We start from the raw sequence: 22,755 nt of genomic DNA, 5'->3' as shown, positions 1-22,755 counted from the left end.
CTTTATCGGTCAACGCCGAATCGGGCGGCGATGGAAACGTGATGAGTTTCAAGAGCATGACCCAGGTGCAGATCATGGCGAAAAAACGATCACGGCAGACAATTGACTCTCGTGTAATAAATTCAGAACCATAAAAACGGATGCGGCAAAACCGGCAGCAAAAAGCATTGACGCAGCTAACGGATGTTGGGTGCGCGCGGCTTTCCGTTGCCAGTTCAGAGGTGCGACTATGCTGCGCTCGGTCGCGGTGGCTGTTACGGTGCTCGTCGGCGCCGTACTGACCTTCTTACTGTTTCAACCCGTCGGAACCGAGGCACAGTTCGCCATCGGGATCATCACGCTGTTGCTGATGCTAGCGATCAGATCGCTCGATTCGCAAGGGCTGTTTCGCCAGCTCTTCATGGTTGCCGGCGTCGTCCTGATCGGCCGCTACGTCTACTGGCGAGCGACGACGACCCTGCCGTCGACCGCGCAGGTTCCGGACTTCATCTTCGGGTCGCTGCTCTTCGCGGCGGAGATGTTCTGCATCCTGCTGTTCGCGCTCAACCTGTTCGTGATCATGCGCCCGTTGAAGCGCCCGCCGGCGCCGCGGCCGCGCCCGGACGACGCGCCGAGCGTGGACGTGTTCGTGCCGTCGCTGAACGAGAGCGTGGACCTGCTCGCCGCCACCCTCGCCTCGGCGAGGCGGATGGACTATCCGGCCGACAAGCTGACGGTCTACCTGCTCGACGACGGCGGCACCGACGAGAAGCTCGCCGATCCGGACCCCGCGATCGCCGAGGCCGCGGCCGAGCGCCGGCGCACCCTGCAGGCGCTGTGCGCGGATCTCGACGTCGTCTACCTCACCCGCGAGCGCAACGTCAGCGCCAAGGCCGGCAACCTGACGAACGGCCTCGCGCAGTCGCGCGGCGAGCTCGTGGCGATCTTCGACGCCGACCATGCGCCGTCCCGCGACTTCCTGATGAAGACCGTGGGTCACTTCGCCGGGGAGGAGAAGCTCTTCCTGGTGCAGACGCCCCACGCCTTCCTCAATCCCGACCCGATCGAGCGCAACCTGTCGACCTTCTCCCGGATGCCGTCCGAGAACGAGATGTTCTACGCCGTCATCCAGAACGGGCTCGACAAGTGGAACGCGGCCTTCTTCTGCGGCTCGGCCGCCGTGGTGCGGCGCGCGGCGCTGGAGGAGGCCGGCGGGTTCTCGGGCACCTCGATCACCGAGGATTGCGAGACCGCGCTCGACCTGCACGCCCGCGGCTGGAAGAGCGCCTATGTCGACGAGCCTCTGATCGCCGGGCTGCAGCCCGACACGCTCGCCGCCTTCATCGGCCAGCGCTCGCGCTGGTGCCGCGGCATGCTGCAGATCCTCATCATGAAGAACCCGCTCTTCGTGCGCGGGCTCACGGCGGCGCAGCGGATCTGCTACCTCTCCAGCGCGATGTTCTGGCTGTTCCCGATCCCGCGCGCGGTGTTCCTGATCTCGCCGCTGTTGTACATCTTCTTCGGCCTGCAGATCTACGACGCCACCGTCCAGGACTTCGTCGCCTACACCCTCGTCTACCTCGGCGCCGCCGTGACGATGCAGAGCTACGCCTACGGCCGCTTCCGCTGGCCCTGGATCAGCGAGCTCTACGAATACGTCCAGACCGTCTACCTGCTCCCGGCCATCGCCAGCGTCGTCGTCAACCCGCGCCGGCCGAAGTTCAACGTCACCGCCAAGGGCGTCACCATCGAGGACGACGTCCTCTCCGGGCTCGCCTGGCCCTACTTCCTGATCTTCGGCGTGCTCGCCGCGGGCGTCGTCGTGACCGGCGTGCGCCTGCAGACCGAGCCCGACGCGAGCGGCCTCCTGACCATCGTCGGCGCCTGGAACCTCTTCAACCTCGTCATCGCGGCGATCGCGCTCGGCGTGGTCAGCGAGCGGCGCGAGCGGCGCAGCCGCCAGCGCGTTCCCGCGTCCCGCAAGGCGCGTTTCGAGGCCGGCATCGCCCCGGTTCAGGTCATGCTCGAGGACGTCTCGCTCGGGGGCGTGCGGTTCCGTCCGCTCGGCCCCGTCAAGGACGCGGCGACACTCCAGGGCGCGGGCGCGATCGTGCTGACGAGCGACGGCTCGCTCGCCGAGACGACGCTGCCGGTGCGCATCGCCAACGTCCAGACGGTCGCTGGACGGCGCGTCTACGGCGCCGCCTTCGAGACGCTCTCGGCGCGCGACTACATGGCGATCGCGGGGCTGATGTACGCCGATCTCGGCCCGCTCGAGGCCTTCCAGGCGACCCGCCGCCGGGCGCGCGGCATCCTCCTCACCGCCGCGCGGATGGCGGTTTGGTCGCTGCGCGAGACCTGGCGCGGCTTCGTCTACGCCCTCGCGAAGCGCGCGCCGAAGACGCGCGGCGAGGCGGCCTGACCGTCCCGTGCGGCCGCGCCGGCGCGCCCCGCGCGGCCGCACGCTCCCGACCACGACCCGCCACGATCCGATCCCCGCACGGGAGAGACCCGCATGCGCACCTTCACCCTCGTCTCGATCCTCGCCGTCGCGGCCTGGACGGCGCCCGCCACGGCACAGACGACGACGTCCATCCCGCCGGCGGCGCCGCTCGCCGTTCCGGCGCTCGCGCCCGATCTCGCGGGCCCCGCCCGGGACTGGCGCCGCCGCCTCGGCGGAACGCCCGACGACCTCCTCTTCACCGGCGAGGCCGACACCCGCATCCTGCCCGTCTTCCTCACGCCCGGCGAGGCGAGCCGTCCGACGCGGCTCGAGATCGCGACGGTGAGCGCCATCTCGGCGAGCCCGGACGTCTCGCGGATCACGGTGTCGATCAACGGCGCGCTGCTCGGCGAGCGGCCCGTCCGCGGCTTCGACGCGCCCGAGACGCTGGGGTTCGACATCGCGCCCGGGCTGCTGCAGCCCGGCTACAACGCCGTTCGCGTCGACGTGCGCCAGACGCATCGCGTCGACTGCTCGCTGGAGGCGACCTACGAGCTTTGGACGCGGATCGTGCCGGAGGGGACGGGCTTCGTGTTCGACGGCGCGCCGAGCCGCATTCTCGACCTCGGCGCCCTCGCCGCCGTTCCCGCCGGCGCCGACGGGCGCACCGAGATCCGCCTGCGGACCGGCGACGCGCGCGATCCAGCGAGCCTCGACAGGCTCGCCCGCGCCGCCCAGGCGCTCGCCGTCGCGGGGCGCTACGCGGAGCCGGTGGTCTCGCTCGGGTCGGGCCGCGTCGAGACGCCGGGCGTCGACCTCGTCGTCGCCACGCGGGACCGCCTGCGCGGCCTCGGCCTCGGCGCTCCGGCGGCTCCCGGCCCGAGCGTGGCGCTCGTCGACGACGCGCGGACGGGGCGGCTCACGCTCGTCGTGACCGGCGCGAACGCCGACGAGCTCGACGACGCGCTCACCCTGTTCGAGCGCCGCGCGCTGAACCTCGCGCCGGTCGGCTCGCCCGCCGGCCTCGCCGCGCTCGACGCTTCGCCGCGCCGCCTCGAAGGCGGCGAGACGCTGCGCCTGACGGAGATCGGCCTCGACCCGCGCCCCTTCGCCGGCCGCTTCTTCCGAGCCGAGGCGGACGTGATCCTCCCGGCGGACTTCTACGCCGCCGACTACGATCGCATGACGCTCGCCCTCGACGCCGCCTACGCCCCGGGCCTCGCATCGGGGTCGGCGCTGGTCGTGCGCGTCAACGGCGCGGCGGTGGCGAGCGTCGCCATGGCCAACCCGCGCGGGGACGTGCTGCGCGATCGCGAGGTGCATCTGCCGCTGAAGGCGTTCAAGCCGGGCCACAACGTCATCGCCTTCGAGGCGAGCACCGCCGCGCGCGCCGACGAGGCCTGCCTGCCGGAGACGATCGGGCGGGGGCAGGACCGCTTCGTGCTCTCCCCGACGAGCACGCTGCGCGTGCCCCGGCTCGCGCGCATCGGCAGCCTGCCGGACATCGCCGGGCTCTCGGCCGGCTCGCTCGGCCTGCTCGCCGGGCGCGAGGGGCTGACCGTCTCGGTGCCGGGCGGCGACCGAGACGCGATCGCCGCCGCCATGACCGTCCTCGTGCAGAGCGCGGCGACCTCCCGGCGCACCACCCCGGTGCGGATCGGCTTCCAGACGCCGGCTCCCGGCGCCGGACACATGCTCGTGGTCGGTCCGATCGATCGCATCGGCGACCAGGTCCTCGCGGCGGCGGACCTCCCCGCGGCCCGGATGCGCAGCGTCTGGGCCGCGGAGGCCGCGCCCGCCACGTCGCGACGCGTCCCGCAGGGTCCCGCCCTCCCGGTTCGCGTCGCCTCGGCCGGGGAGGCGGTGCTGCTCGACCTCGGCGCACCGGCGCAGCCCTCGATCGCGCCCGACCCGGCGCCCGCCGACCCGGCGCAGGCGAGCCTTCTCGACGCGGGACGTCTCGATCTCGGGCTCGGCGACGACCCGCGCCTCGGATGGCTCGTCGCGCCCGTCGAGGCGGGCGTGGAGCGCCTTCTGCGGGTCGCGGCCGTCGACCTGCCGCAGCTCGGCCTCGCGCGCGCCGCCCCGCCGCCGCTGCCGGTCGACGCTTCCGCGACGCTCGTCGTCGCCCAGGGCGCGGCCCGGCAGGGCGGCTACGCCGACGCGGTCCGCGCCGCCGGCTTCGACCTCGCCGCCCTGAACGGGATCGGCGACCCATCCGGGACCGGGCTCCTGCCGCGGGCGAGCTCGGTGACGGTGATCACCGCGGCCGACGGCGCGACGCTGCGCGAGGGCGTCGCGGCGTTCTTCGGAAGCGGCGCGGCGCAGGAGCTGGTCGGCCAGGCGGCGATGTTCCAGGGCGAGGAGGCGCGGGTCGCCTCCCGGGTCGCGCCCGCGGACGTGCTGGTCGAGACGCAGGCCTTCTCCGCCGGGAACGCGCGACTCGTGCTCGCCGGTTGGCTGTCGCGCAACACGGCGGTCTATCTCGGCGTGCTCGCCGCGCTCGGCCTCGCCCTGTCGATCGCGGCCTACGCGGCGGTCCGGCTCTCGGGGGTGCGGAACTGATGGCCGGCTTCGCTCGCATCGCGACGCGGCGCCTCGCCGCCGGCCTCGCCCTCGCCGCCGGGCTCGTCGCCGCCGGCTCCGGCGAGGCGGCCGCCGCCCCACCCGCGCCCTGGCTCGTCGCCGCCTGGGAGGCCTACGCCGCGCGCTTCGTCGAGGACGGCCGCGTCGTCGACGACGCCAACGGCATCACCCACAGCGAGGGGCAGGGCTACGCCATGCTCATCGCGGTGCGCGCCGGCGACCGCGCCGGCTTCGACCGGATCTGGGACTGGACCCGCCGCTCGCTGATGATCCGGGAGGACGGGCTCGTCGCCTGGCGCTGGGAGGAGGGCGAGAGCCCCGGCGTCACCGACCCCAACAACGCGACCGACGGCGACGTCCTCGTCGCCTGGGCGCTCCTCGAGGCGGCGGAGCGCTGGCGCGTTCCGGCCTACGCCGAGGCCGCGCGGGCGCTCGCCGTCGCCGTCGGCGAGGCCACGCTGATCGAGACGCCCTACGGTCTCTCCATGCTCCCCGGCGCCGCCGGCTTTCGCGCCGGCGACCAGCCGGACGGACCGATCGCCAACCTGTCCTACTGGGTGTTCCCGGCTTTCGACCGGCTCGCCGGCATCGCGCCGGAATATCCCTGGGCCGCGTTGGAGGAGACCGGGCTCTCGCTCATCGCGCAGGCGCGCTTCGGCCCTCTGCGCCTGCCGCCGGACTGGATCGCGCTCGGCGGGGAGACCCTCGCCCCGGCGGACGGGTTCGCGCCGCTCTTCGGCTACAACGGCATCCGCATCCCGCTCTACCTCGCCTGGGCGGGCAGCGGCGGGCGCGAGCATCTCGCCATGTTCGCGGGAATGTGGAGCGAGCGCGACGACATCGGCCCCTTCGAGATCGACGTCGCCACCGGCGCCGCGACCGAGGAGATGGGCGGAGACGGCTACAAGGCGATCGCCGCCTTCGTCGGCTGCGCGCTCCAGGGCCGCCCGCTTCCGGAGCGGCTCCGCAGCGTGCCGATGCAGAAATACTACCCCACCACCCTGCATATCCTGACGCTCATCGCTATCGAGGAAAGGTTCCCGCAATGTCTGTGACGCGCTACGTCATCACGGCCGTCGCGCTGTTGTGCTCGACGACCGTCCCGGCGTCGAACGCGACCTGGGACGGCTTCGCCTCGGGGATCCCCGGGGCGCAGACCGGGCTCCAGCCGACCGCGCCCGCCCGACCGGCGCCGGCGCCCGGCCGGCTCGCCCCGGAGCCGGCGCCCGCGGCCCTGCTCGCCCCGCCCGCCGCGTCGGCTCGCGCCCCGGCGCCGGCCCAGCTCCCCCAGGGCGATCCCGCCGCCATCTTCTCGCTCGACACGCCGGGCGATCCGGTCGCGGCGGCCGAGACGTCCGAGACGTCCGAGCCGGCGCGGCCCTCCGGCCCGGACGACCGGGCGCTGCGCTTCTACGCCTCGCAGGGCGACATGGCGCGCGTCGCCGCCGAGATCCGCCGCATCCGCCTCGCTCATCCCGGCTGGGAGCCGCCGACCGACCTGTTCGAGCCCGGCCGCGACGACGCGCTCGAGCGTCCGCTCTGGGCGCTGCTCGAGGCCGAGCGCTACGTCGAGATCCGCCAGGCTGTGGCGCGTATCCGGGCCGAGCGGCCGAGCTGGCGGCCCTCGCACGCCTTCGCCGCGCAATACGAGGAGCGGGTGGCGCGCGCGACCATCGTCGCCGCCTCCGAGGCCGGCGCCCACGCCCGCGTCGTCCAGGCCGCGCAGGCGGCGCCGAACGTGCTCGCCTGCCGCAACATGGACCTGCTCTGGCGTGTCGGCGAGGCGCTGGCGCGCACGGGAGACGCGGCGCGCGCGGAGAGCCTCTACGCCTTCGTCCTGCGTTCGTGCCCCGATCCGCAGGAGCGGGTCGCGACCGTGCAGAAGGCCTCCGCGACGCTCGACGGCGCGGCCGTCGACCGGCTCGCCGCGCTCGGCGCCGCCCGCGCCGACGGCGCCGGGGAGTTCGACGAGGTGGTCTACGGCATCGTGATGGGCCGCGTCGGCGAGGCCACGGCCGATCCGCTCGGCGCGCGCGCCGATCCGCAGGACCTGCAGCGCCTTTCGGACTGGGCCGCACGCCGGCGCGACGGCGCCGGCATGGAGGTGCTCGGCTGGTACCACCACGTCGTCGAGAAGGACCACGCGACCGCCGCGGGCTTCTTCCGCGAGGCGATGTCCTACGAGCGCCGCCCCAAGGCGATCGAGGGCTACGCGCTGGCGCTGCGCGCGAGCGGGCGCGTCCGCGAGGCGGAGGAGGTGACGCACGAATGGCGCGGCGCCGATCCGCTGATCGAGAAGCTCTACGTCGAGATCCTGGCCGACCAGCTCACCCGGCCGGACGTGATCGACTTCCCGCGCGATCGGCTCCTGCGCTTCGAGGCGGCCGTGCTGGAGACCGAGAACGCCTACGGCGCCCAGGCGATCGGCTGGCTCTACTACAAGATGGAGGACGTCGAGGAAGCGCGGCGCTGGTTCACCATCGCCCACGACATCGCGCCCGACGACGTGAACACGTTCGGCCTCGCTCTGACCGCCCACGAGCTGGAGGACAGGGAGGCGGTGCTCTCGCTCGCGCGGCGCTACGGCGATCGCTACCCCGAGGTCGCGGAAGTGGCGACCTGGACGCGCGAGGCGCGGCCGGCGCCGCAGACCCGGCGCACCGCGCGCCGCTCCGGCGACGTCGGCGGCGGCGCGGCGGCGCGGGCGGTGGCGCTCTACGAGTCCGGTCGCTACGACGCCGCCGTGCGGGCGCTCGACACCGGCGGCGCGTCCGTGCGGCGCGACCACGGCCTGCAGGTGCTGCGCGGATGGGCGCTCTACAATTCCGGCAATTACGAGGAAGCCCGCCGGCAGTTCGCCCGGACGCACGAGCAGCGCCCGACCCGCGACACGCTGTACGGCATGCATTTCGCGCAAGAGAAGCAGCTGCCCACCGAGTGACGTGCTCGAGGAGTCGTGACCCGTGACCCTGCATCCCGTCGGCGCGGCCGAGCAGGAGGAGGCCCGCCGCCTCGTGCGCGAGGCGCTGGACCCGCATTCCTCCGACAAGCTCGTCGCCCTCGTCTCGCGCCTGCTCGCCGAGGCGCGGGCGGCGAACCAGGCCGCCCTGCGCGACGAGCTCACCGGGCTCGGCAACCGTCGCGCCCTGCACGAGGCCCTGCGGCAGGGCCTCGCGGCGGCGCGGCGCTACGGCGCTGCGCTGTCCCTGGTCCTCGTCGACCTCGACGGCTTCAAGGCGCTCAACGACCGCCACGGGCACGCGGCCGGCGACGCGGCCCTGCAGGCCGTCGCCCGGGCGATCCGAGAGGAGATCCGCGCCGAGGTCGATCTCGCCGCGCGGGTCGGCGGCGACGAGTTCGCCATCGTTCTGCCGCAGACCGACGCGGCCGGGGCCGAGGTCGTCGGCGCGCGCGTGACGCGGCGGATCGCGGCGCTGGCGCGCGTCGGCGGACCGCCGGTCGGAGCCAGCTTCGGGTCCGCCACGCTCGACCTCGAGGACGACGCGGCGACGCTCCTCGCCCGCGCCGACGCGGCGCTCTACCGCGCCAAGGCAGCCAGGCCGCAGCGTCCGAGGCGCGCGGGCGACGCACCGCCCGCCGCGCCGATCCGGGGCGACGGCCGGGGGAAGCCGATCTCCACGCGGGGAGACGACGCAGCCGATAGTGCGGGTTGAGAAGATCTTTGGCGGACAGGGCGGGATTCGAACCCGCGATACGGTTTCCCGTATACACACTTTCCAGGCGTGCGCCTTAAACCACTCGGCCACCTGTCCACGCCGCGGCGGCGGAGCCGTCGTCGGAGGCCGCTACATATATCGGGTGCGGCTTGCGACGCAAGCCCTTCCGCGCGCCGTCGAAACGACGGGAATTGGAGCGGATTCGGACATTTTCGCTGTTGCGCGTCGCGCCCGTCCGGGTAAGGCTGCGGGCGACCTGTTTCGAGTTCGCGAGATTTGCTTCATGATGCGTTTCCTGGTTCGAATCGTCGGCCTTCTGCTCGTCGCCGCCGGCTTCGTCGGCATCGTGATCGACGGCACGCGCTCGATCGCCAATCACGAGATCGCCTTCACCCCTCTGGGCGAGGTGCTGTTCCAGCTCTTCCCGCAGACCTTCCCGACGATCGAGCCGGCGATCACGCGCCACGTCTCGCCCGTCCTGTGGGACCCGGTGCTCTTGACGATCCTGCTCTGGCCGGCCTCCATCGTGTCCTTCGTGCTCGGCGCGATCCTGCTCTGGCTGTCGCAGAAGCGCCCCGAGCCCGTCGGCTACCTCACGGAGCGGTGAGGCCGCCGGCCCTCGACCGGGCGGGGGCGCGGCCCCATATCGGTGGCGACAGCCGACAGGAGGCGCGCCCCATGTTCTTCATGCGCAAGAAGACCACGATCCCGACCCCGGCCGAGGCCCTGCCCGGCCGAGACGCCCCGATCCCCACCGCCGAGCGTCACTATGTCTCCGGCCGGCCGCTGCAGGGCCCCTACCCCGACGGGATGCGGCAGGCCGTCTTCGGGCTCGGCTGCTTCTGGGGCGCCGAGCGGGCCTTCTGGACGCTGCCGGGCGTCTGGGTCACCGCCGTGGGCTACGCCGCCGGCCACACGCCGAACCCGACCTACGAGGAGGTCTGCTCCGGCATGACCGGCCACAACGAGGTCGTGCTCGTGGTCTACGACCCGAACGAGATCTCCTACGAGCGCCTGCTGAAGACCTTCTTCGAGAGCCACGACCCGACCCAGGGCATGCGCCAGGGCAACGACGTCGGCACCCAGTACCGCTCCGGCGTCTACGTCTTCGACGAGGCGCAGCGGACGGCCGCCGAAGCGGCCCGCGCCGTCTACCACGCGGCTCTGCAGGAGAAGGGCTTCCCGACGGTGACCACCGAGATCCGCGAGGCGGGACCGTTCTACTTCGCCGAGGACTACCACCAGCAATATCTCGCCAAGAACCCGGGCGGCTATTGCGGCCTGGGCGGCACCGGCGTGTCCTGCCCGGTGGGGGTGATCGCGCGCAGCGAGGCGTGAGGGGCGGGCGACCTCCCCTCTCCATCGGGGAGAGGGGGAATCCCGTCGCGCTCCTCGTCACGCAGCCCGGACGCCAGAGACCCGGAAACGCCGTTCGCCGCCGCCGGGCTTCACCCCATCGTCCGATCCAGCGTCTCCAGATAGCGGCCCACCTTCGCCCGCCCCTCCTGCGTCAGGCGCACCAGCACCCGGCGGCCGTCGCCGGGGTCGCGGCGGCGCTCGATCAGGCCGGCGGCGGCCATGTCGTCGAGCCGGCGCAAGGCGGTCGTGGTCGAGACGCCCGAGATCAGGCACAGGCTCGTCACCGGCACCTCCTGCCCGCGCGACGCGGCGTTGGCGAGATCGAGCAGCATTTCCCAGACCGGGTCCTCGAACAGGTCCGGCCCGAAGATGCGCTTGCGCTCCTTGCGGATGGCCAGCACCGTGGCGAGACGGTCGCCGGGGGTGGCGCGCGCGGGCTCCGCGACGGGGGCCGACGCTCCCGCGTCGTCGCGGCGCGCCGCCGCGACGCGCAGCGCGGCCGCGATCTCGTTGGCGTCCACCGGCTTCTGCAGGAAATCCACGGCCTCGACGCGCAGGGCGGCGACCGCGCGCTCCAACGTCGCCTCGCCGGTGAGGACGACCGTCGGCAGCGGGCGCTCTCGGCGCCGGTTGCGCAGCTTGCGCAGGAGCTCGAGCCCATCGATCCGCGGCAGGCCGACATCCACCACGGCGACGTCGATGGCCGGGTCGCGCTCCACCGCGGCGAGCGCCTGCGCCGCGTCGCCCGCGCACACGCAGACGACGCCGAGCCGGCCGAGGCCGTCGGCCAGCTCCTCCAGGAAATCGGCGTCGTCGTCGACGAGCAACGCCGTAATCGTCGCCTGATCGCCCGTCATGGCATCCCCCACCCTCGTCGCTTCGTCGCTCGGTCGCCGCAGCCGGGCGAGCAGCGTAGGCGGCGATCCTCAAGATATGGTTGCGTCACGTCCGGCGCGCGCCGAGGGCGAGCGCCGCGATGAGCTCCGCTTCCGGGAACGGCTTGCGCAGCACGGCGGTCGCGCCCGCGTCCAGCGCGTGCGCCGCGCCCGCCTCGCCCTCGTGGCCGGTCATCACCACGAAGATGCGGTCGCGCCGGGCGCACGGGTCGCAGCGGGCCGCACGCATCAGCGCGAGGCCGTCGAGCCCGGGCATGCGCCAGTCCGTCAGGATGCGGTCGATCTCCGGCCGCCGCGCCAGCAGCTCCAGCGCGCGGCGCGGGTCGCTCTCGCCGATCGCGGGAAGGCCCCGGCGCTCGAGCAGCTCCAGGATCTCCTCGAGAAGGTCGGCTTCGTCGTCGACGACCAGAATCACGCGCGCGCCCTCCTCATGCGGCGTCGCGCGCGTCGGCGCCCGAGGCCAGGATCGGCGCCGCCACCTCGAAGCGCGCGCCGCCGTCGATGTCGGCGTGCGCGATCCGTCCGCCCATGTCGACGACGATCTTGCGCGCCAGCGCCAGGCCGAGCCCGGTTCCCTCGCCCGGCGCCTTGGTGGTGACGAAGGCGTCGAACGGGCGCTCGGCGATCTCCGGGGCGAGGCCGCCGGCATTGTCGGCGACGACGATGCGCAGCCAGCCGTCCGCGACCTCGGCCGCGATGCGCACGCACGGCGCCGGCGCGGCGGGCGCGCGCGTCTCCGGCGGGCCGAAGGCGTCGCAGGCGTTGACGAGGAGATTGACGATCACCTGCTCGAACAGCGTCTGGTCGCCGGCGACCGACAGGCCGCGCGCCGCCTCGATGGAGAGGGCGAGCGGCACCTCCGCCTGCTGGAACTGCTCCGCCACCGCGCCGGCGGCGAGCTCGATCGCCTCCTGCGGCGAGAACGGCGTGCGCGGCCGCTCCGCGTCGCGCCGCACGAGGCGGCGGATCTGCTCGGTGATGCGTCGCGCCCGGTCGACCTGCGCGTCGATGCGCGCGAGCTTCGCGCGCACCCGCGCCGGCTCCGCGCCCTCGTCGATGAGCGCCAGCGCGTTGGAGGAGGCCATCTTCATCGTGGCCAGCGGCTGGTTGATCTCGTGCACGATCGCCGCCGCCATCTCGCCGATGGCCGCGAGGGTCGAGGCCTGGAGCGCCTGGCGCTCCGCGTTGCGGCTGCGCGTCGTCTCGACCAGCGCGTAGAGGGTCTGCTCGCGCCCGTTCCAGACGACGCGGCTCTGCATGACGTTGCAGCTGATCAGCCCGCCGCCGGGATGGCGCAGCGTCGCCGGCACGAAGGCCTCGCGCACGCCCGCCTGCACGAAGGCCCGGGCCGCGACGGCGCGGCGGCACTGGCCGACGGCCGCCCGCCAGGCGCTGGCGCGCGGATCGGCCTCGATCAGCTCGGCGGCGCTGCGATTGATGAAGACCACCGCGTCTGTATGCGGGTCCGCGACGACGAAGGCGACGGGCGCCGCCTCGACGATGCGGCGCAGGCTCGCCTCGTTCTCCGCCGCCTCGGCGCGGGCCACGCGCATCTGCTCGAGCCCGCGCTCGGCCCGGCTCACCTGCAGGAGCAGCATCAGCACCAGCACCGCGCCGGAGGCGACGAGGGAGCCGAGCGGCAGGAACGCCGCCGCCTCGCGCAGCTCGCCCTCCCGGCGATAGAGCCGCTCGTTGTAGGCGATCGTCTGCTGGAGCATGCGCTGCAGGTCGACCCCGAACGGCTCCAGCCGCGCGCGCCAGTCCGTCAGCCGCACGCCGATCGCCGGATCGTCGGCGTCGAGAGCGTAGAGCTCGTCGAGGACGGCCTCCACCTCGACCTCGAGCCGCCGGGCCATCTCCGGCACGCCGGGCAGCTGGCTCAGGAAGTCGCCCTCGTCCGAATGCGTGATCAGCGGCGCGCGCGAGAGCAGGATCTCGAGGCGCAGCGACAGCTCTCCCAGGCGCGCGGCCGAGGGCGCCTCGAGCGCGAGGTCGAGGACGCCCAGGCTCTTCACGTGCTCGAGCTGCGCCTGGTAGGCGGTCCAGCCCGAGGCGCGGATCGTCTCGGTGAGGAGCGCCTTCTGCTCGATCTGGCGCACGTAGACCGCCGCGGTCGCGGCGATGAAGAAGCCGCAGGCCGCGATCAGCGCGACGACGAGGGCGAGGCGCCCGGGACGACGCACGCGTCCGACGCTCACGGCCCGTCCACCACGAAGGCGATGCGCCGCACCTGCCAGATCATGCGGGCGTGGTAGCGCTGCGTCTGCAGGGCCGGGTCGGAATCGAGCGGGTACACCAGCCAGAACGGGCCGCGGTCGCGCACCCGCATGCGCGCGCCGTCGGCGCGGGAGGCCAGGACGACGTCGTAGGCGGCCCAGTCTTCCGCGGGGACGTCGATCGAATAGTCGTTGAGCGCCTGGAGCCGCGCCTCCACCACCTCGCCGCCCTCGAGCGCCGCGAGCGCGGCCAGCGTCGGGCCGGAGAAGCGCACCACCCCTTGCGTCCAGGGCGTCGACGTGGCGATCTCGACGGCGCCGAGCGCCTCCGCCTCGTCGGTGGAGAGGGTACGGCGCGCCTGCTCGGCTCCGCTGCGGTCGATCCAGACGAGCTCGAGCCCCGCGGCCCCGGCCGGCGCGGCGGACGCGGCGAGCAGAACGAGAACGGCTGTCGCGAGGGCGCGCAGCCGTGCGAGAGATGCGATCATGCGTGCGAAGCTCCGTTCGCCCCGCCGGCGGGGATGCGCGGGGAGCCGAGTGCGTTCATGTTTCTTGCGCGAAGAAAGCAGGAAAACCTTGCGGAATTCACCGCCGCACCTCTCCGAAACGGCGAGAAGGCGGCCCGATCCGTTCCATTTCGGATCGATCGGCCGGGCACGACAGGGAGCGTTCGATGATCCTCGACGATTTCGCCGAGAGCGAGGGCCGCGGCTGGCGGCTGATCTCGGACCCGGTCATGGGCGGCGTCTCGGAGGGGACGGCCCGGATCGAGACGGTGGCCGGCCGACGCGCCCTGCGCATGCGCGGGCGCGTCAGCCTGGAGAACGAGGGGGGCTTCGTGCAGATCGCCCGGGATCTCGCCGAGGACGGCGGGACGGTCGACCTCTCCGCCTACGCCGGGCTGGAGCTCGACGTGCTGGGCGCGGGCGAGGAATACGGCGCGCATCTGCGCACGGCCGACGTCGCGCGCCCGTGGCAGAGCTGGCGCGCCGTCTTCCGCGCCGAGCCGGGCTGGCGGCGCCTGCGCCTGCCCTTCGCCGAGTTCCGCCCGCATCGGATCGACGCGCCCCTCGACCTGACGCGGGCGCGCCGCCTCGGCCTCGTCGCCATCGGCCGCGCCTTCGAGGCCGACCTCGCGCTCGCCCGGGTGGCCGTCTACGCCTGACGTCTCAGCCGTGGAACGGGAAGCGGTCGAGGGGGATGCGCAGGACGCGCCGGCCCTTCGCGTCGGGCTCGGGCAGGCGCATGCCGTTCATGTTGACCTGCAGCGCCATGAGCATCCGGTCCGGCAGCGGCAGGGTGGCGTCGCGCTCGGAGCGGATGCGCACGAACTCGGCCTTCGACGGATTGCCGGCGAAATGCTTGTTCGCGGCCTTGTGCTCGGCCACCGTCGCCTCGCCTGCCGGGTCGCGCCCGCCGGGCTGGTAGTCGTGGCCGACGAAGAGCCGCGTGTCGTCCGGCAAGGCCAGGATCGCCATGATCGAATCGTAGAGCTCGCCCGCGTCCCCGCCGGGGAAGTCGGCGCGCGACGAGCCGGAATCGGGCATCATCAGCGTATCGTGCACGAAGGCGGCGTCGCCGACGACATAGGTGATCGAGGCGACCGTATGCCCGGTCGAGAGCATCACCCGCCCTTTCAGCGCGCCGATCTCGAAGGTGTCCCCGTCGGCGAAGAGCCGGTCCCATTGCGAGCCGTCGGCGGGGAAGCCGTCCATGGCGTAGAGGTCGCGCCAGATCTCCTGCACGCGCTTGACCCGCTCGCCGATGGCGATCGGCGCGCCGGTGCGCTCCTTGAGATAGGCCGCCGCCGAAAGGTGATCGGCGTGCGGATGGGTGTCGAGGATCCAGGCGAGGGAGAGACCCGTCTCGTCGACATAGGCCAGGATGTCGTCGGCGAGCGCGGTGCGGGTCGCCGCCGCCCGCGGATCGAGCTCGAGCACGGGATCGACGATCGCCGCCGTCCTCGTCTGCGGGCAGGAGACGACGTATTGCAGCGAGCCGGTGGCCGCGTCGTAGAAGGGCTGGACGTCGGGGCTGCCGGGGCCGCGGGAAGGCGAGTGCGGGAGGCGCATTGGGGGGGGCTCCTCGGTTTGTGTATGAACGTATCATGATATGCGCACGTAAGGGCGCGCCGTCAACGCGTGCAAGTGCCGACGGTTCTCCGCGCGGCCGAGGCCGCCTTCACGATGCGACGATAGCCCGCCCGTTCGGAAAGGCGCGCATTTTCGCGAGCACGGCCCGTCGCCTGTGCTAAGGAGCCGGCGACCTCATCGGAGCCGCCGAGGCTCGGACCGAGACGAAGACCATGACCGAGACCCTGCGCCTCGCCCCCGCCGACCTCGACCGCGCCGCCGCCCTGCTGCGCGCGGGGCGGGTCGTCGCCTTCCCGACCGAGACCGTCTACGGCCTCGGGGCGGACGCGACCGATCCGGAGGCGGTGGTGCGCATCTACGCGGCGAAGGAGCGCCCGCGCTTCAACCCTCTGATCGCGCACGTGCCGGATGCGGCGTCGGCGATGCGCGAGGGCGTCTTCGACGAGGCGGCGCGCGCCCTGGCGCAGGCCTTCTGGCCCGGTCCGCTGACCCTCGTCGTCCCGCGCGCGACGGAGGGGCGGGTCTGCGACGTCGCCCGCGCCGGGCTGGAGACGGTCGCCCTGCGCGTGCCGGCGCATCCGCTGGCCGAGCGCCTTCTCGCCGCGGCGGCGCGCCCGATCGTGGCGCCCTCGGCGAACCGGTCCGGCAGGGTGAGCCCCACGGCGGCCGAGCACGTCCTCGCCGATCTCGACGGACGCATCGCCGCGGTCCTGGACGGGGGCGAGACCGAGGTCGGTGTGGAATCGACCATCGTCGCCTGCACCGGCGGCGCGCCGCGGCTGCTGCGGCCGGGCGGCGTGCCGCGCGCGGCGCTGGAACGCGTGCTGGGGCGTTCGCTCGAGGGCGCCGGCCCCGGCATCCAGGCGCCCGGCATGCTCGCCTCGCACTACGCGCCCGCCGCGCGCGTGCGCCTCGACGTCGCGGCGATCCGTCCCGGCGAGGCGGCCCTGCTGTTCGGCCCGACGCCGCCGGCCGGCGTCGAGACCGCCGCGGCCCGGCTCAATCTCAGCGAGCGCGGCGACCTGGCCGAGGCCGCCGCCCGCCTGTTCTCGTTCCTGCGCCGCCTCGACGCCGCGGGCGTCGAGACCATCGCCGTCGCGCCGATCCCCGCCGACGGGCTCGGCGAGGCGATCCGCGACCGGCTCGCCCGCGCGGCGGCGGAGCGCTGACGCCGTTCGAAGCGGCCCGCCGATGCATGAATACGAAGGCTCTTCGACAATGCACAACGCTCATTGCCGAGAACGCGAACGACGTCCCCGCGGCGTCTTCTATGCATACGTGCATCCACTCTAGATTCGGCCGCGTTCCATGCTAGGGTGATTTCCGCCCGATTTTCGACGAGGCTCCCGTGCCCCAGACCCGCCTTTCGAACGCCCCGCGCCGGGTCATGCTGCTGACCGGCGCCAGCCGCGGCATCGGCCATGCCACGGTCAAGCGCTTCTCCGCCGCCGGCTGGCGCGTCATCACGGCGTCGCGCCACGCCTTCCCGGAGAACTGCCCCTGGGAGATGGGCCCCGAGGACCACCTCCAGGTCGATCTCTCCAGCGCCGAGGACACGATGCGCGCCATCGCCGACGTGCGCACGCGGCTCGAGGCCGAGGGCTCGATGCTGCACGCGCTCGTCAACAATGCCGGCATCTCGCCCAAGGGCCCCGGCGGCGCGCGCCTCTCCGCCCTCGACACGCCCTACGACACCTGGGCTCACGTCTTCCAGGTGAACCTGTTCGCCACCGTGCTGCTGGCGCAGGGCCTCAAGGCCGAGCTCGCCGAGGCCAAGGGCTCGGTCGTCAACGTCACCTCGATCGCCGGCTCGAACGTCCACCCCTTCGCCGGCGCCGCCTACGCCACCTCCAAGGCCGCGCTCGCCGCGCTCACCCGCGAGCTCGCCGGCGATTTCGGCCCGCTCGGGGTGCGCGTGAACGCCATCTCGCCGGGCGAGATCGACACCTCGATCCTCTCGCCCGGCACCGAGAAGATCGTCGAGCAGATCCCCATGCGCCGGCTCGGCACCCCCGACGAGGTGGCCAAGGCCATCTACTTCCTGTGCACCGACGCGTCCTCCTACGTGAACGGCGCGGAGCTGCACATCAACGGCGGCCAGCACGTCTGATCGGCCCCGCGCCGCCCGGCCCCTCGGGAACGGGCCGGCCTCCTCTCACGTTCGCCTCCCGCGAGAGCGTCGTCCCGCCGACGGGAATCCGGTCGGCGGAGGAGACGAGGCTCTGGGGACAGCCCCGGGTGCGCCCGTCCCGATCCCGTCGGGTCGGTAGAGCGCTCCGGGGATCGGGTGGGAGCGACCGTGCGCGATCTCGTCGCCATTCTCGTCGTCGGCCTCCTCGCCGCGGCGCTCGCCGGGGCGGCGGCGCTCGTCGAGCGCCAGGCGCGCGCGGTGAGCGCGCCGCAGGCGACGCCGTTCCTCGGCGGCGGCGCGCCGCAGACCCACGCCTGGCAGCGCTTCCACCTGCGCACCTATCCGATGACGCTGCTCTTCATCGCCTTCGAGATGGAGATGATGTTCATGTACCCCTGGGCGGTCGTGTACGTCGCCGAGGGCATGACGGCGATGGTCGAGATGGGGATGTTCCTCGCCATCCTCGCGCTCGGAATCGTCTACGGCTGGCGCGAGGGCGCCTTTCGCTGGCAATGAGCCTCCTCGCGCGCCTCGCCGGCGCCGCGCCGGTCCCGATCTTCCCCGCCATCGGCCGCGACGGGCTCGCCCGCGCCGAGCGGCTGTTCCTGTCGGGCGACCTGCAGCGGGCGCAGAGCCCGCGGCAGGCGGCTGCGCTCGTCGTCGTCGGCGCGCTGCGCGCGGAGGACGGCCCCGACCTCGCCCGCCTGCACGACCAGCTGCCGCATCCCCGCGCGACGCTCGCCTGGGGCGACGCCGCGCCGATCGCGCCGGGCGGACGCGCGCCGGAGACCGTCGCCGCCGGCGACGATCCGACGCCGGCGCTCGTGGCGCTCCATCGCGATCTCGTCGCCGGCCGCCGCGCGAGCGAGCCCGACCTCCTGCCGGACGAGCCGCCCAACCCCTGGCGCGGCCGCGGCGACTGGGGCCAGGGCGGCGAGGGCATGATGGGCGGCACGCCCTACGGCCGGCCGATGCCCATGACCGACGAGGACCTGCGCGACGGGCTGATGCTCGACGCCTACACGGCCCCGCTCGGCCCGTTCCTGCCGAGCCTGCCGCCGGGCCTCGTGCTGGAGACGACGCTCCAGGGCGATGTGATCCAGTCTGCCGCGGTGCGCCGCCCGCCTCACCGCCAGGCCGAGCCCGCCGGCCCGGCGGCGGCGCGGCTGCGGATCGCGCGGCTGGTCCGGCTCATGGGGCTCGACGCCGTGGCCGAGCGGCTCGTGCGCGAGGCGCTCGCCGGGCGCAGCGGCGACGCCCTCGCCCGCCGGCTCGCGCGCCACGGCGTCCTCGCCGCGATCCCGCCGGGGCTCGGAACGCTCGGGGGCCGCGACGTGCGCGACCGCCTCGCCGCCTGGTGCGCCGAAGCGGCCGGCGCGCCGCCCGCCCCCGGGCCGGAGGTCGTCGACGCGCGGCTCGTCGATCTGCTGCCCGGCCTCGAATGGCACGAGGCGACCCTCGTCGCGGCGAGCTTCGACCCGGCGGCTCTGATCCGCCTGTGCCCGCGCGCGCCGCGCGACGACGACGCGCTCGACGAGGAGGAGACGGCGGCATGATCCCCGTCCTCGCGATCCTCGGCCTGTTCGCCCTCCTCCTCGCCGGCGCGGCGGCGGCCGCCGTGCTCGACCGCCTCGCCTACGCCCTCGCCGCCGGCCGGCCGCTTTCGGGCGAGGCGGCCGCGCCCTTCCGCGCCGCGGCGGCGCAGCTCGCCCGCCAGCGCATCGCGACCGAGCGCCCCGACGCCGTCGGCGCGGCGCTCGCGCCCGCGGCCTACCTGGCGCTGGCGGCGATCGGGATGAGCGTCGTCCCCCTCGCGGAGGGCGTCGCCGTCGTCGAGATCGAGACCGGCATCGTGCTCTGGGGCGCCTGCGAGGCGCTCACGATCGTCGTCGTCTTCCTCCACGGCTGGTCCGCCAACGCGCCGCTGCCGCTGATCGGCGCCTATCGCTACGTCGCGATCGGCCTGCCCGCCATGCTGCTGTCCATGTTCGTCCTCATCGGCGTCGCGCTGCCGGCGCAGAGCCTTTCGGTGATCGAGGTGGTGCGCGCGCAGGAGGACGTCTGGAACGTCGTGCGCCAGCCGCTCGGGCTCGTGCTGTTCCTGATGCTCGGCCTCACGCTCTCGCTGCGCGGCCCGTTCGACTACGCCGATCCGGCCGATCTCGCCGGCGGCACCTCGGCGGACGCGTCAGGTCCGGCCTACGCCGTCTGGCGGCTCGCGCGGCTGTGCATGCTGGTCTCGGTCTCCGCCATGGCGAGCGCGGCCTTCCTGGGCGGGCCGCTCGGGCCCTGGCTGCCGGGCCCTCTCTGGCTCGCGCTGAAGATGCTGGTCGTGCTCGCGATCCTGATCGCCGCCGGGCGGCTTCTCGCGCGCACGCCGCCGGCGCGGATGCTCACGCTGATCTGGGTCGTGCTCCTGCCGCTCGCCTTCCTGCAGCTCGCGATCGCCGGCGTGGGGGCCCTGCCGTGACCCTCGACGACGTCCTCTTCCTCGCCCTCTCGGCGATCGCGCTCCTCAGCGGCTGGCGGGTCTTCGTCACCGACTCGATGGTGCGCGCCTCATTCCTCCTGATGACCTCGTTCATCGCCGTGGGGCTCGCCATGCTGCTGATGGCCGCGCCGTATCTCGGCATCGCGACGATCTTCATGATGGCCGTCGAGATGATGGTGATGGCGCTGTTCATGGTCGCGTTCATGATGAACCCGGCCGGCCTCAACCCGATGAGCATGGTGCACCAGCACCTTTTCGCCGTCGCCGCCGGAACGATCGCCTTCCTCGGCCTCGCCGCCGCGATCCTCGCGAGCGACCTGCCCTCGGACCCGGTCGACCCCGCCCGGCCCGTCGTCGCCGATCTCGGCCACGAGCTGCTCGGCGGCTCGATGCTGATCTTCGAGACGGCGGGCGTGACCCTGCTCGCCACCATGATCGGCGCCGTCGCCCTCTCGTCGCGGCGCGGCCGCTTCGGGGACGCGCAGGAGGGCGCGCGTCCCCCGGGCCTCGAGCCGGGCGGCGAGCCCGCGGGGCGCCGCCCCGACGAGGGCGGCGGCGACCATCACCATCATCACCACGATCGAGGCCGCCCGCGATGACGCTGACCACGATCCTCCTCGTCGCCGCCGGCCTCGTCGGCATCGGGCTCTACGGCGCGCTCTCCCAGCAGAGCTTCGTCATGCTGATGATGGGGCTCGAATTGATGCTCAACGGCGCGCTCCTCGCGGTCGTCGGCTTCTGGTCCCTCGCGCTCGGCGGGGAGCCGAAGGGGCAGCTCCTCGCCGTCATCGTCATGGCGGTGATGGCGGTGGAGATGGCGCTCGGCTTCGCCCTCGTCGTCGCCGTCTATCGACGCCGCAAGACGGACACGATCGAGGGGCTGACGACGTTGAAGGAGTGATGCCGTTCTCCCTCGCCCTCCTGCCGGCCCTCGCCGGCCTCGCGCTGATCCTCGTACGGCTCGAGAGCCGCACGGCGCTCGCCTGGAGCGCCGGCGCGGCGCTCGGCGCGACGCTGGCGCTGGCGATCGCCGCCGCGGCGGCGGGCTGGAGCGGGCGCCTGGCCTGGAGCGACGCGCTCGTGCTCGAGGCCGCGCTGACGCCCGGATCCGCGCTCGTCGCGATCCTGGTGCCGGCCATCGCGCTCCCCGTCGTCGTCTACGCGGCCTTCCACGAGGCGCGAGCCGGGCTCGCGCGGCTCGTCGGGCTCCTCCTCGTCTTCGTCGGCGGCATGGAGCTCCTCGTCGTCGCGGCGGACTTCCTCACGCTGCTGATCGGCTGGGAGATCGTCGGCGCGCTCTCCTGGGCGTTGATCGGGCACGACTGGCGCGAGGCCGAGAACCCGGCCTCGGGCCTCTACGCCTTCGTCGCGACGCGGCTGGGCGATCTCGGGCTCATCCTCGCGGCGATCGCGCTCTTTGCCGGGACGGGCTCGTTCGCCTATGCCGACCTCGCCGCGCTGGACGAGGCGACCCTGACCCTCATCGCCTTCGGAATCCTCCTCTCGGCCGCGGCGAAGGCGGGGCAGGTCCCGTTCTCGCCCTGGCTGTTCCGGGCGATGGCGGGGCCGACCTCGGTCTCGGCCCTCCTCCATGCCGCGACCATGGTCGCCGCGGGGGCGTACATCCTGGCGCGGCTGCAGCCGTCCCTCGCCGCGGCGCCCGGCTTCTCGCAGGCGACGCTCGCGATCGGGCTCGTCACGGCGTTCGCGGGCGGGATCGTCGCCGTGCTGCAGAACCATGCGAAGAGGCTTCTGGCGGCCTCCACCTCCGCCCAGTTCGGGCTGATGCTGGTCGCGGTCGGCGCGGGCTATCCCGGGGTCGCGCTCCTGCACCTCGCCGCGCACGCCGCCTTCAAGGCGCTTCTGTTCCTCGCGGCCGGCACCGCCGGTGAGCGGGTCGGGAGCTTCGCCCTCGACCGGATGGGGCTCGGCCGCGCGCTGCCGGGCGTCGCCGTCGCCGCCGCGATCGGGGCGGCGGCGCTCGCCGCGATCCCGCCGCTCGGCGCGGCCTGGACCAAGGAGGAGATCGTCGCCGCCGCGGGCCACGCCGACCCGCTCCTCGCCGGCGCCGTGATGCTGGCGGGCGCGCTCTCGGCGGCCTATGGCGCGCGTTTCCTCCTCCTCGCCTACGGCCCGGCGGAGAACCCGCCAGGGGGCCCGGCGCCGTCGCGAACGGAGGTCGCCGCGGCCTGGGCGCTCGCGCTCGCCTCCGTCGCCCTCGGCGTGCTGTGGCTCCCCGGCGCGCACGAGCCGCTCGCGACCGCGCTCGGCGCGGACCTGCCGCGGGGCGCCGCCTGGGAGGCGGCGCTCTCCCTCGTCCTCGTCGCGGCGGGCCTTCTCGCCGGGCGGGCGCTCGCCCGCACGACGCCTGCGCTCGGCACGCGCGGCGCGCCGGCCGCCGCCGCGGCGTGGCTCGGCCTGCCGGCGCTGATCGACGCCGCGCTGGTCCGCCCCTTCCTCGCCCTCGCCGACGCCGCGGATCGGGTCGACCGCGCCGTGCTCGACGCGATCCCCGGTGGCGCGGCACGAACCGGGCGCCGCCTGCGCGACGGGCTGGCCGCCCTGGACCGGCGGCGCGTCGACGCCGCTCCGCGCGGGATCGCCGGTCTCGGTCGCGCCGCCGCGGCCGCCCTCGCCCGCGCCGACGGCCGGGTCGTCGACGCCGGCATCCGCGCCACCGCCGCGCTGGCGCAGGCCTTCGCCGGGCTGTCCGACCGCATCGGCGAGCGGCTCGCCGACGGGCTGCCCACCGGCGCGACCCGCCTCGCCCTCCTCGGCGGACGCGACGCCCGGCGGCTGCACACGGGCCTGTCGCATCACTATTACGCGCTCGGCGTCGCCGGCGCGGCCGTCCTCGTCCTCCTTCTCCTGGTGCTCGCCTGAC

21 protein-coding genes and 1 tRNA gene are annotated in these 22,755 nt (G+C 73.9%); 16 read left to right on the top strand and 6 right to left on the bottom strand.

Translation table 11 applies throughout. The features are described 5' to 3' along the window. The first annotated feature begins 229 nt into the window (after positions 1–229). The 5 genes from bcsA (at position 230) to ABL310_RS02350 (ending at position 8,682) form a co-directional block, all read left to right on the top strand. Positions 230–2,401, top strand: coding sequence for a UDP-forming cellulose synthase catalytic subunit (gene bcsA, locus ABL310_RS02370; RefSeq protein WP_349370117.1), 2,172 nt, complete (start codon positions 230–232; stop codon positions 2,399–2,401). A gap of 93 nt (positions 2,402–2,494) precedes the next feature. Then, complete coding sequence (locus ABL310_RS02365; protein WP_349370116.1) at positions 2,495–4,987, top strand: cellulose biosynthesis cyclic di-GMP-binding regulatory protein BcsB; 2,493 nt, start codon at positions 2,495–2,497, stop codon at positions 4,985–4,987. Beyond that, the gene (locus tag ABL310_RS02360) at positions 4,987–6,063 is read left to right on the top strand and encodes a glycosyl hydrolase family 8 (protein ID WP_349370115.1); all 1,077 of its coding nucleotides are present in this window, start codon (positions 4,987–4,989) and stop codon (positions 6,061–6,063) included. Before ABL310_RS02365 ends, ABL310_RS02360 begins: the two co-directional genes overlap by 1 nt. Beyond that, positions 6,054–7,949, top strand: a complete 1,896-nt coding sequence (locus ABL310_RS02355; protein WP_349370114.1) for a hypothetical protein — start codon at positions 6,054–6,056, stop codon at positions 7,947–7,949. The genes ABL310_RS02360 and ABL310_RS02355 overlap by 10 nt, the downstream gene beginning before the upstream one ends. A gap of 22 nt (positions 7,950–7,971) precedes the next feature. After that, positions 7,972–8,682, top strand: coding sequence for a GGDEF domain-containing protein (locus ABL310_RS02350; protein ID WP_349370113.1), 711 nt, complete (start codon positions 7,972–7,974; stop codon positions 8,680–8,682). A 9-nt stretch (positions 8,683–8,691) separates the two neighbouring features. On the opposite strand, the gene ABL310_RS02345 is transcribed toward ABL310_RS02350, so the two are convergent. Then, positions 8,692–8,781: transfer RNA gene (locus ABL310_RS02345), tRNA-Ser, on the bottom strand. Between the two features lie 187 nt (positions 8,782–8,968). On the opposite strand from ABL310_RS02345, the gene ABL310_RS02340 reads away from it, so the two are divergent. Together ABL310_RS02340 and msrA are read left to right on the top strand one after the other, a co-directional pair. After that, on the top strand, positions 8,969–9,292 hold the full coding sequence (locus ABL310_RS02340; protein WP_349370112.1) for a hypothetical protein: 324 nt from the start codon (positions 8,969–8,971) through the stop codon (positions 9,290–9,292). 71 nt (positions 9,293–9,363) lie between these two features. After that, positions 9,364–10,023 carry a peptide-methionine (S)-S-oxide reductase MsrA gene (msrA, locus tag ABL310_RS02335; RefSeq protein ID WP_349370111.1) on the top strand — a complete coding sequence of 220 codons (660 nt, stop codon included), beginning with the start codon at positions 9,364–9,366 and terminating at the stop codon, positions 10,021–10,023. Positions 10,024–10,133: 110 nt separating this feature from the next. Here msrA and ABL310_RS02330 read toward each other — a convergent pair whose 3' ends face one another. The 4 genes from ABL310_RS02330 to ABL310_RS02315 all read right to left on the bottom strand — a co-directional run bounded on the left by ABL310_RS02330 (position 10,134) and on the right by ABL310_RS02315 (position 13,644). Then, positions 10,134–10,901 carry a response regulator gene (locus ABL310_RS02330; protein ID WP_349370110.1) on the bottom strand — a complete coding sequence of 256 codons (768 nt, stop codon included), beginning with the start codon at positions 10,899–10,901 and terminating at the stop codon, positions 10,134–10,136. An 85-nt stretch (positions 10,902–10,986) separates the two neighbouring features. Then, entirely contained in the window at positions 10,987–11,355 is a 369-nt protein-coding gene (locus tag ABL310_RS02325) for a response regulator (RefSeq protein ID WP_349370109.1), read from the bottom strand. A 13-nt stretch (positions 11,356–11,368) separates the two neighbouring features. Then, the gene (locus ABL310_RS02320) at positions 11,369–13,138 is read right to left on the bottom strand and encodes an ATP-binding protein (RefSeq protein ID WP_349370108.1); all 1,770 of its coding nucleotides are present in this window, start codon (positions 13,136–13,138) and stop codon (positions 11,369–11,371) included. After that, positions 13,135–13,644, bottom strand: a complete 510-nt coding sequence (locus ABL310_RS02315) for a hypothetical protein (protein ID WP_349370107.1) — start codon at positions 13,642–13,644, stop codon at positions 13,135–13,137. Before ABL310_RS02315 ends, ABL310_RS02320 begins: the two co-directional genes overlap by 4 nt. Before the next feature lie 185 nt (positions 13,645–13,829). Between ABL310_RS02315 and ABL310_RS02310 the strand changes: the two genes are divergently transcribed. Beyond that, entirely contained in the window at positions 13,830–14,321 is a 492-nt protein-coding gene (locus ABL310_RS02310) for a CIA30 family protein (protein WP_349370106.1), read from the top strand. 4 nt (positions 14,322–14,325) lie between these two features. Here ABL310_RS02310 and ABL310_RS02305 read toward each other — a convergent pair whose 3' ends face one another. After that, positions 14,326–15,228, bottom strand: a complete 903-nt coding sequence (locus ABL310_RS02305; protein WP_349370105.1) for an MBL fold metallo-hydrolase — start codon at positions 15,226–15,228, stop codon at positions 14,326–14,328. Positions 15,229–15,461: 233 nt separating this feature from the next. Between ABL310_RS02305 and ABL310_RS02300 the strand changes: the two genes are divergently transcribed. The 8 genes from ABL310_RS02300 to ABL310_RS02265 all read left to right on the top strand — a co-directional run bounded on the left by ABL310_RS02300 (position 15,462) and on the right by ABL310_RS02265 (position 22,754). Continuing rightward, positions 15,462–16,418: an L-threonylcarbamoyladenylate synthase gene (locus ABL310_RS02300; RefSeq protein ID WP_349370104.1), complete on the top strand. Its 957-nt coding sequence runs from the start codon at positions 15,462–15,464 to the stop codon at positions 16,416–16,418. A 218-nt stretch (positions 16,419–16,636) separates the two neighbouring features. Further along, complete coding sequence (locus ABL310_RS02295) at positions 16,637–17,359, top strand: SDR family oxidoreductase (protein WP_349372143.1); 723 nt, start codon at positions 16,637–16,639, stop codon at positions 17,357–17,359. 189 nt (positions 17,360–17,548) lie between these two features. Continuing rightward, positions 17,549–17,896: an NADH-quinone oxidoreductase subunit A gene (locus tag ABL310_RS02290; RefSeq protein WP_349370103.1), complete on the top strand. Its 348-nt coding sequence runs from the start codon at positions 17,549–17,551 to the stop codon at positions 17,894–17,896. Next, on the top strand, positions 17,893–18,936 hold the full coding sequence (locus ABL310_RS02285; RefSeq protein WP_349370102.1) for a hypothetical protein: 1,044 nt from the start codon (positions 17,893–17,895) through the stop codon (positions 18,934–18,936). The genes ABL310_RS02290 and ABL310_RS02285 overlap by 4 nt, the downstream gene beginning before the upstream one ends. After that, a complete protein-coding gene (locus ABL310_RS02280) occupies positions 18,933–19,850 on the top strand; it encodes an NADH-quinone oxidoreductase subunit H (protein WP_349370101.1) in 918 nt (305 codons plus the stop codon). The genes ABL310_RS02285 and ABL310_RS02280 overlap by 4 nt, the downstream gene beginning before the upstream one ends. Then, a complete protein-coding gene (locus ABL310_RS02275) occupies positions 19,847–20,470 on the top strand; it encodes an NADH-quinone oxidoreductase subunit J (protein ID WP_349370100.1) in 624 nt (207 codons plus the stop codon). Before ABL310_RS02280 ends, ABL310_RS02275 begins: the two co-directional genes overlap by 4 nt. Further along, positions 20,467–20,772 carry an NADH-quinone oxidoreductase subunit NuoK gene (nuoK, locus tag ABL310_RS02270; RefSeq protein ID WP_349370099.1) on the top strand — a complete coding sequence of 102 codons (306 nt, stop codon included), beginning with the start codon at positions 20,467–20,469 and terminating at the stop codon, positions 20,770–20,772. Before ABL310_RS02275 ends, nuoK begins: the two co-directional genes overlap by 4 nt. Then, positions 20,772–22,754: a proton-conducting transporter membrane subunit gene (locus tag ABL310_RS02265; RefSeq protein ID WP_349370098.1), complete on the top strand. Its 1,983-nt coding sequence runs from the start codon at positions 20,772–20,774 to the stop codon at positions 22,752–22,754. Before nuoK ends, ABL310_RS02265 begins: the two co-directional genes overlap by 1 nt. The last annotated feature ends 1 nt before the right edge of the window (position 22,755 follow it).

Origin of the sequence: Salinarimonas sp., assembly GCF_040111675.1 — a bacterium.
Lineage (GTDB): Bacteria > Pseudomonadota > Alphaproteobacteria > Rhizobiales > Beijerinckiaceae > Salinarimonas.
This window is presented reverse-complemented; position numbering and strand designations above follow the sequence as displayed.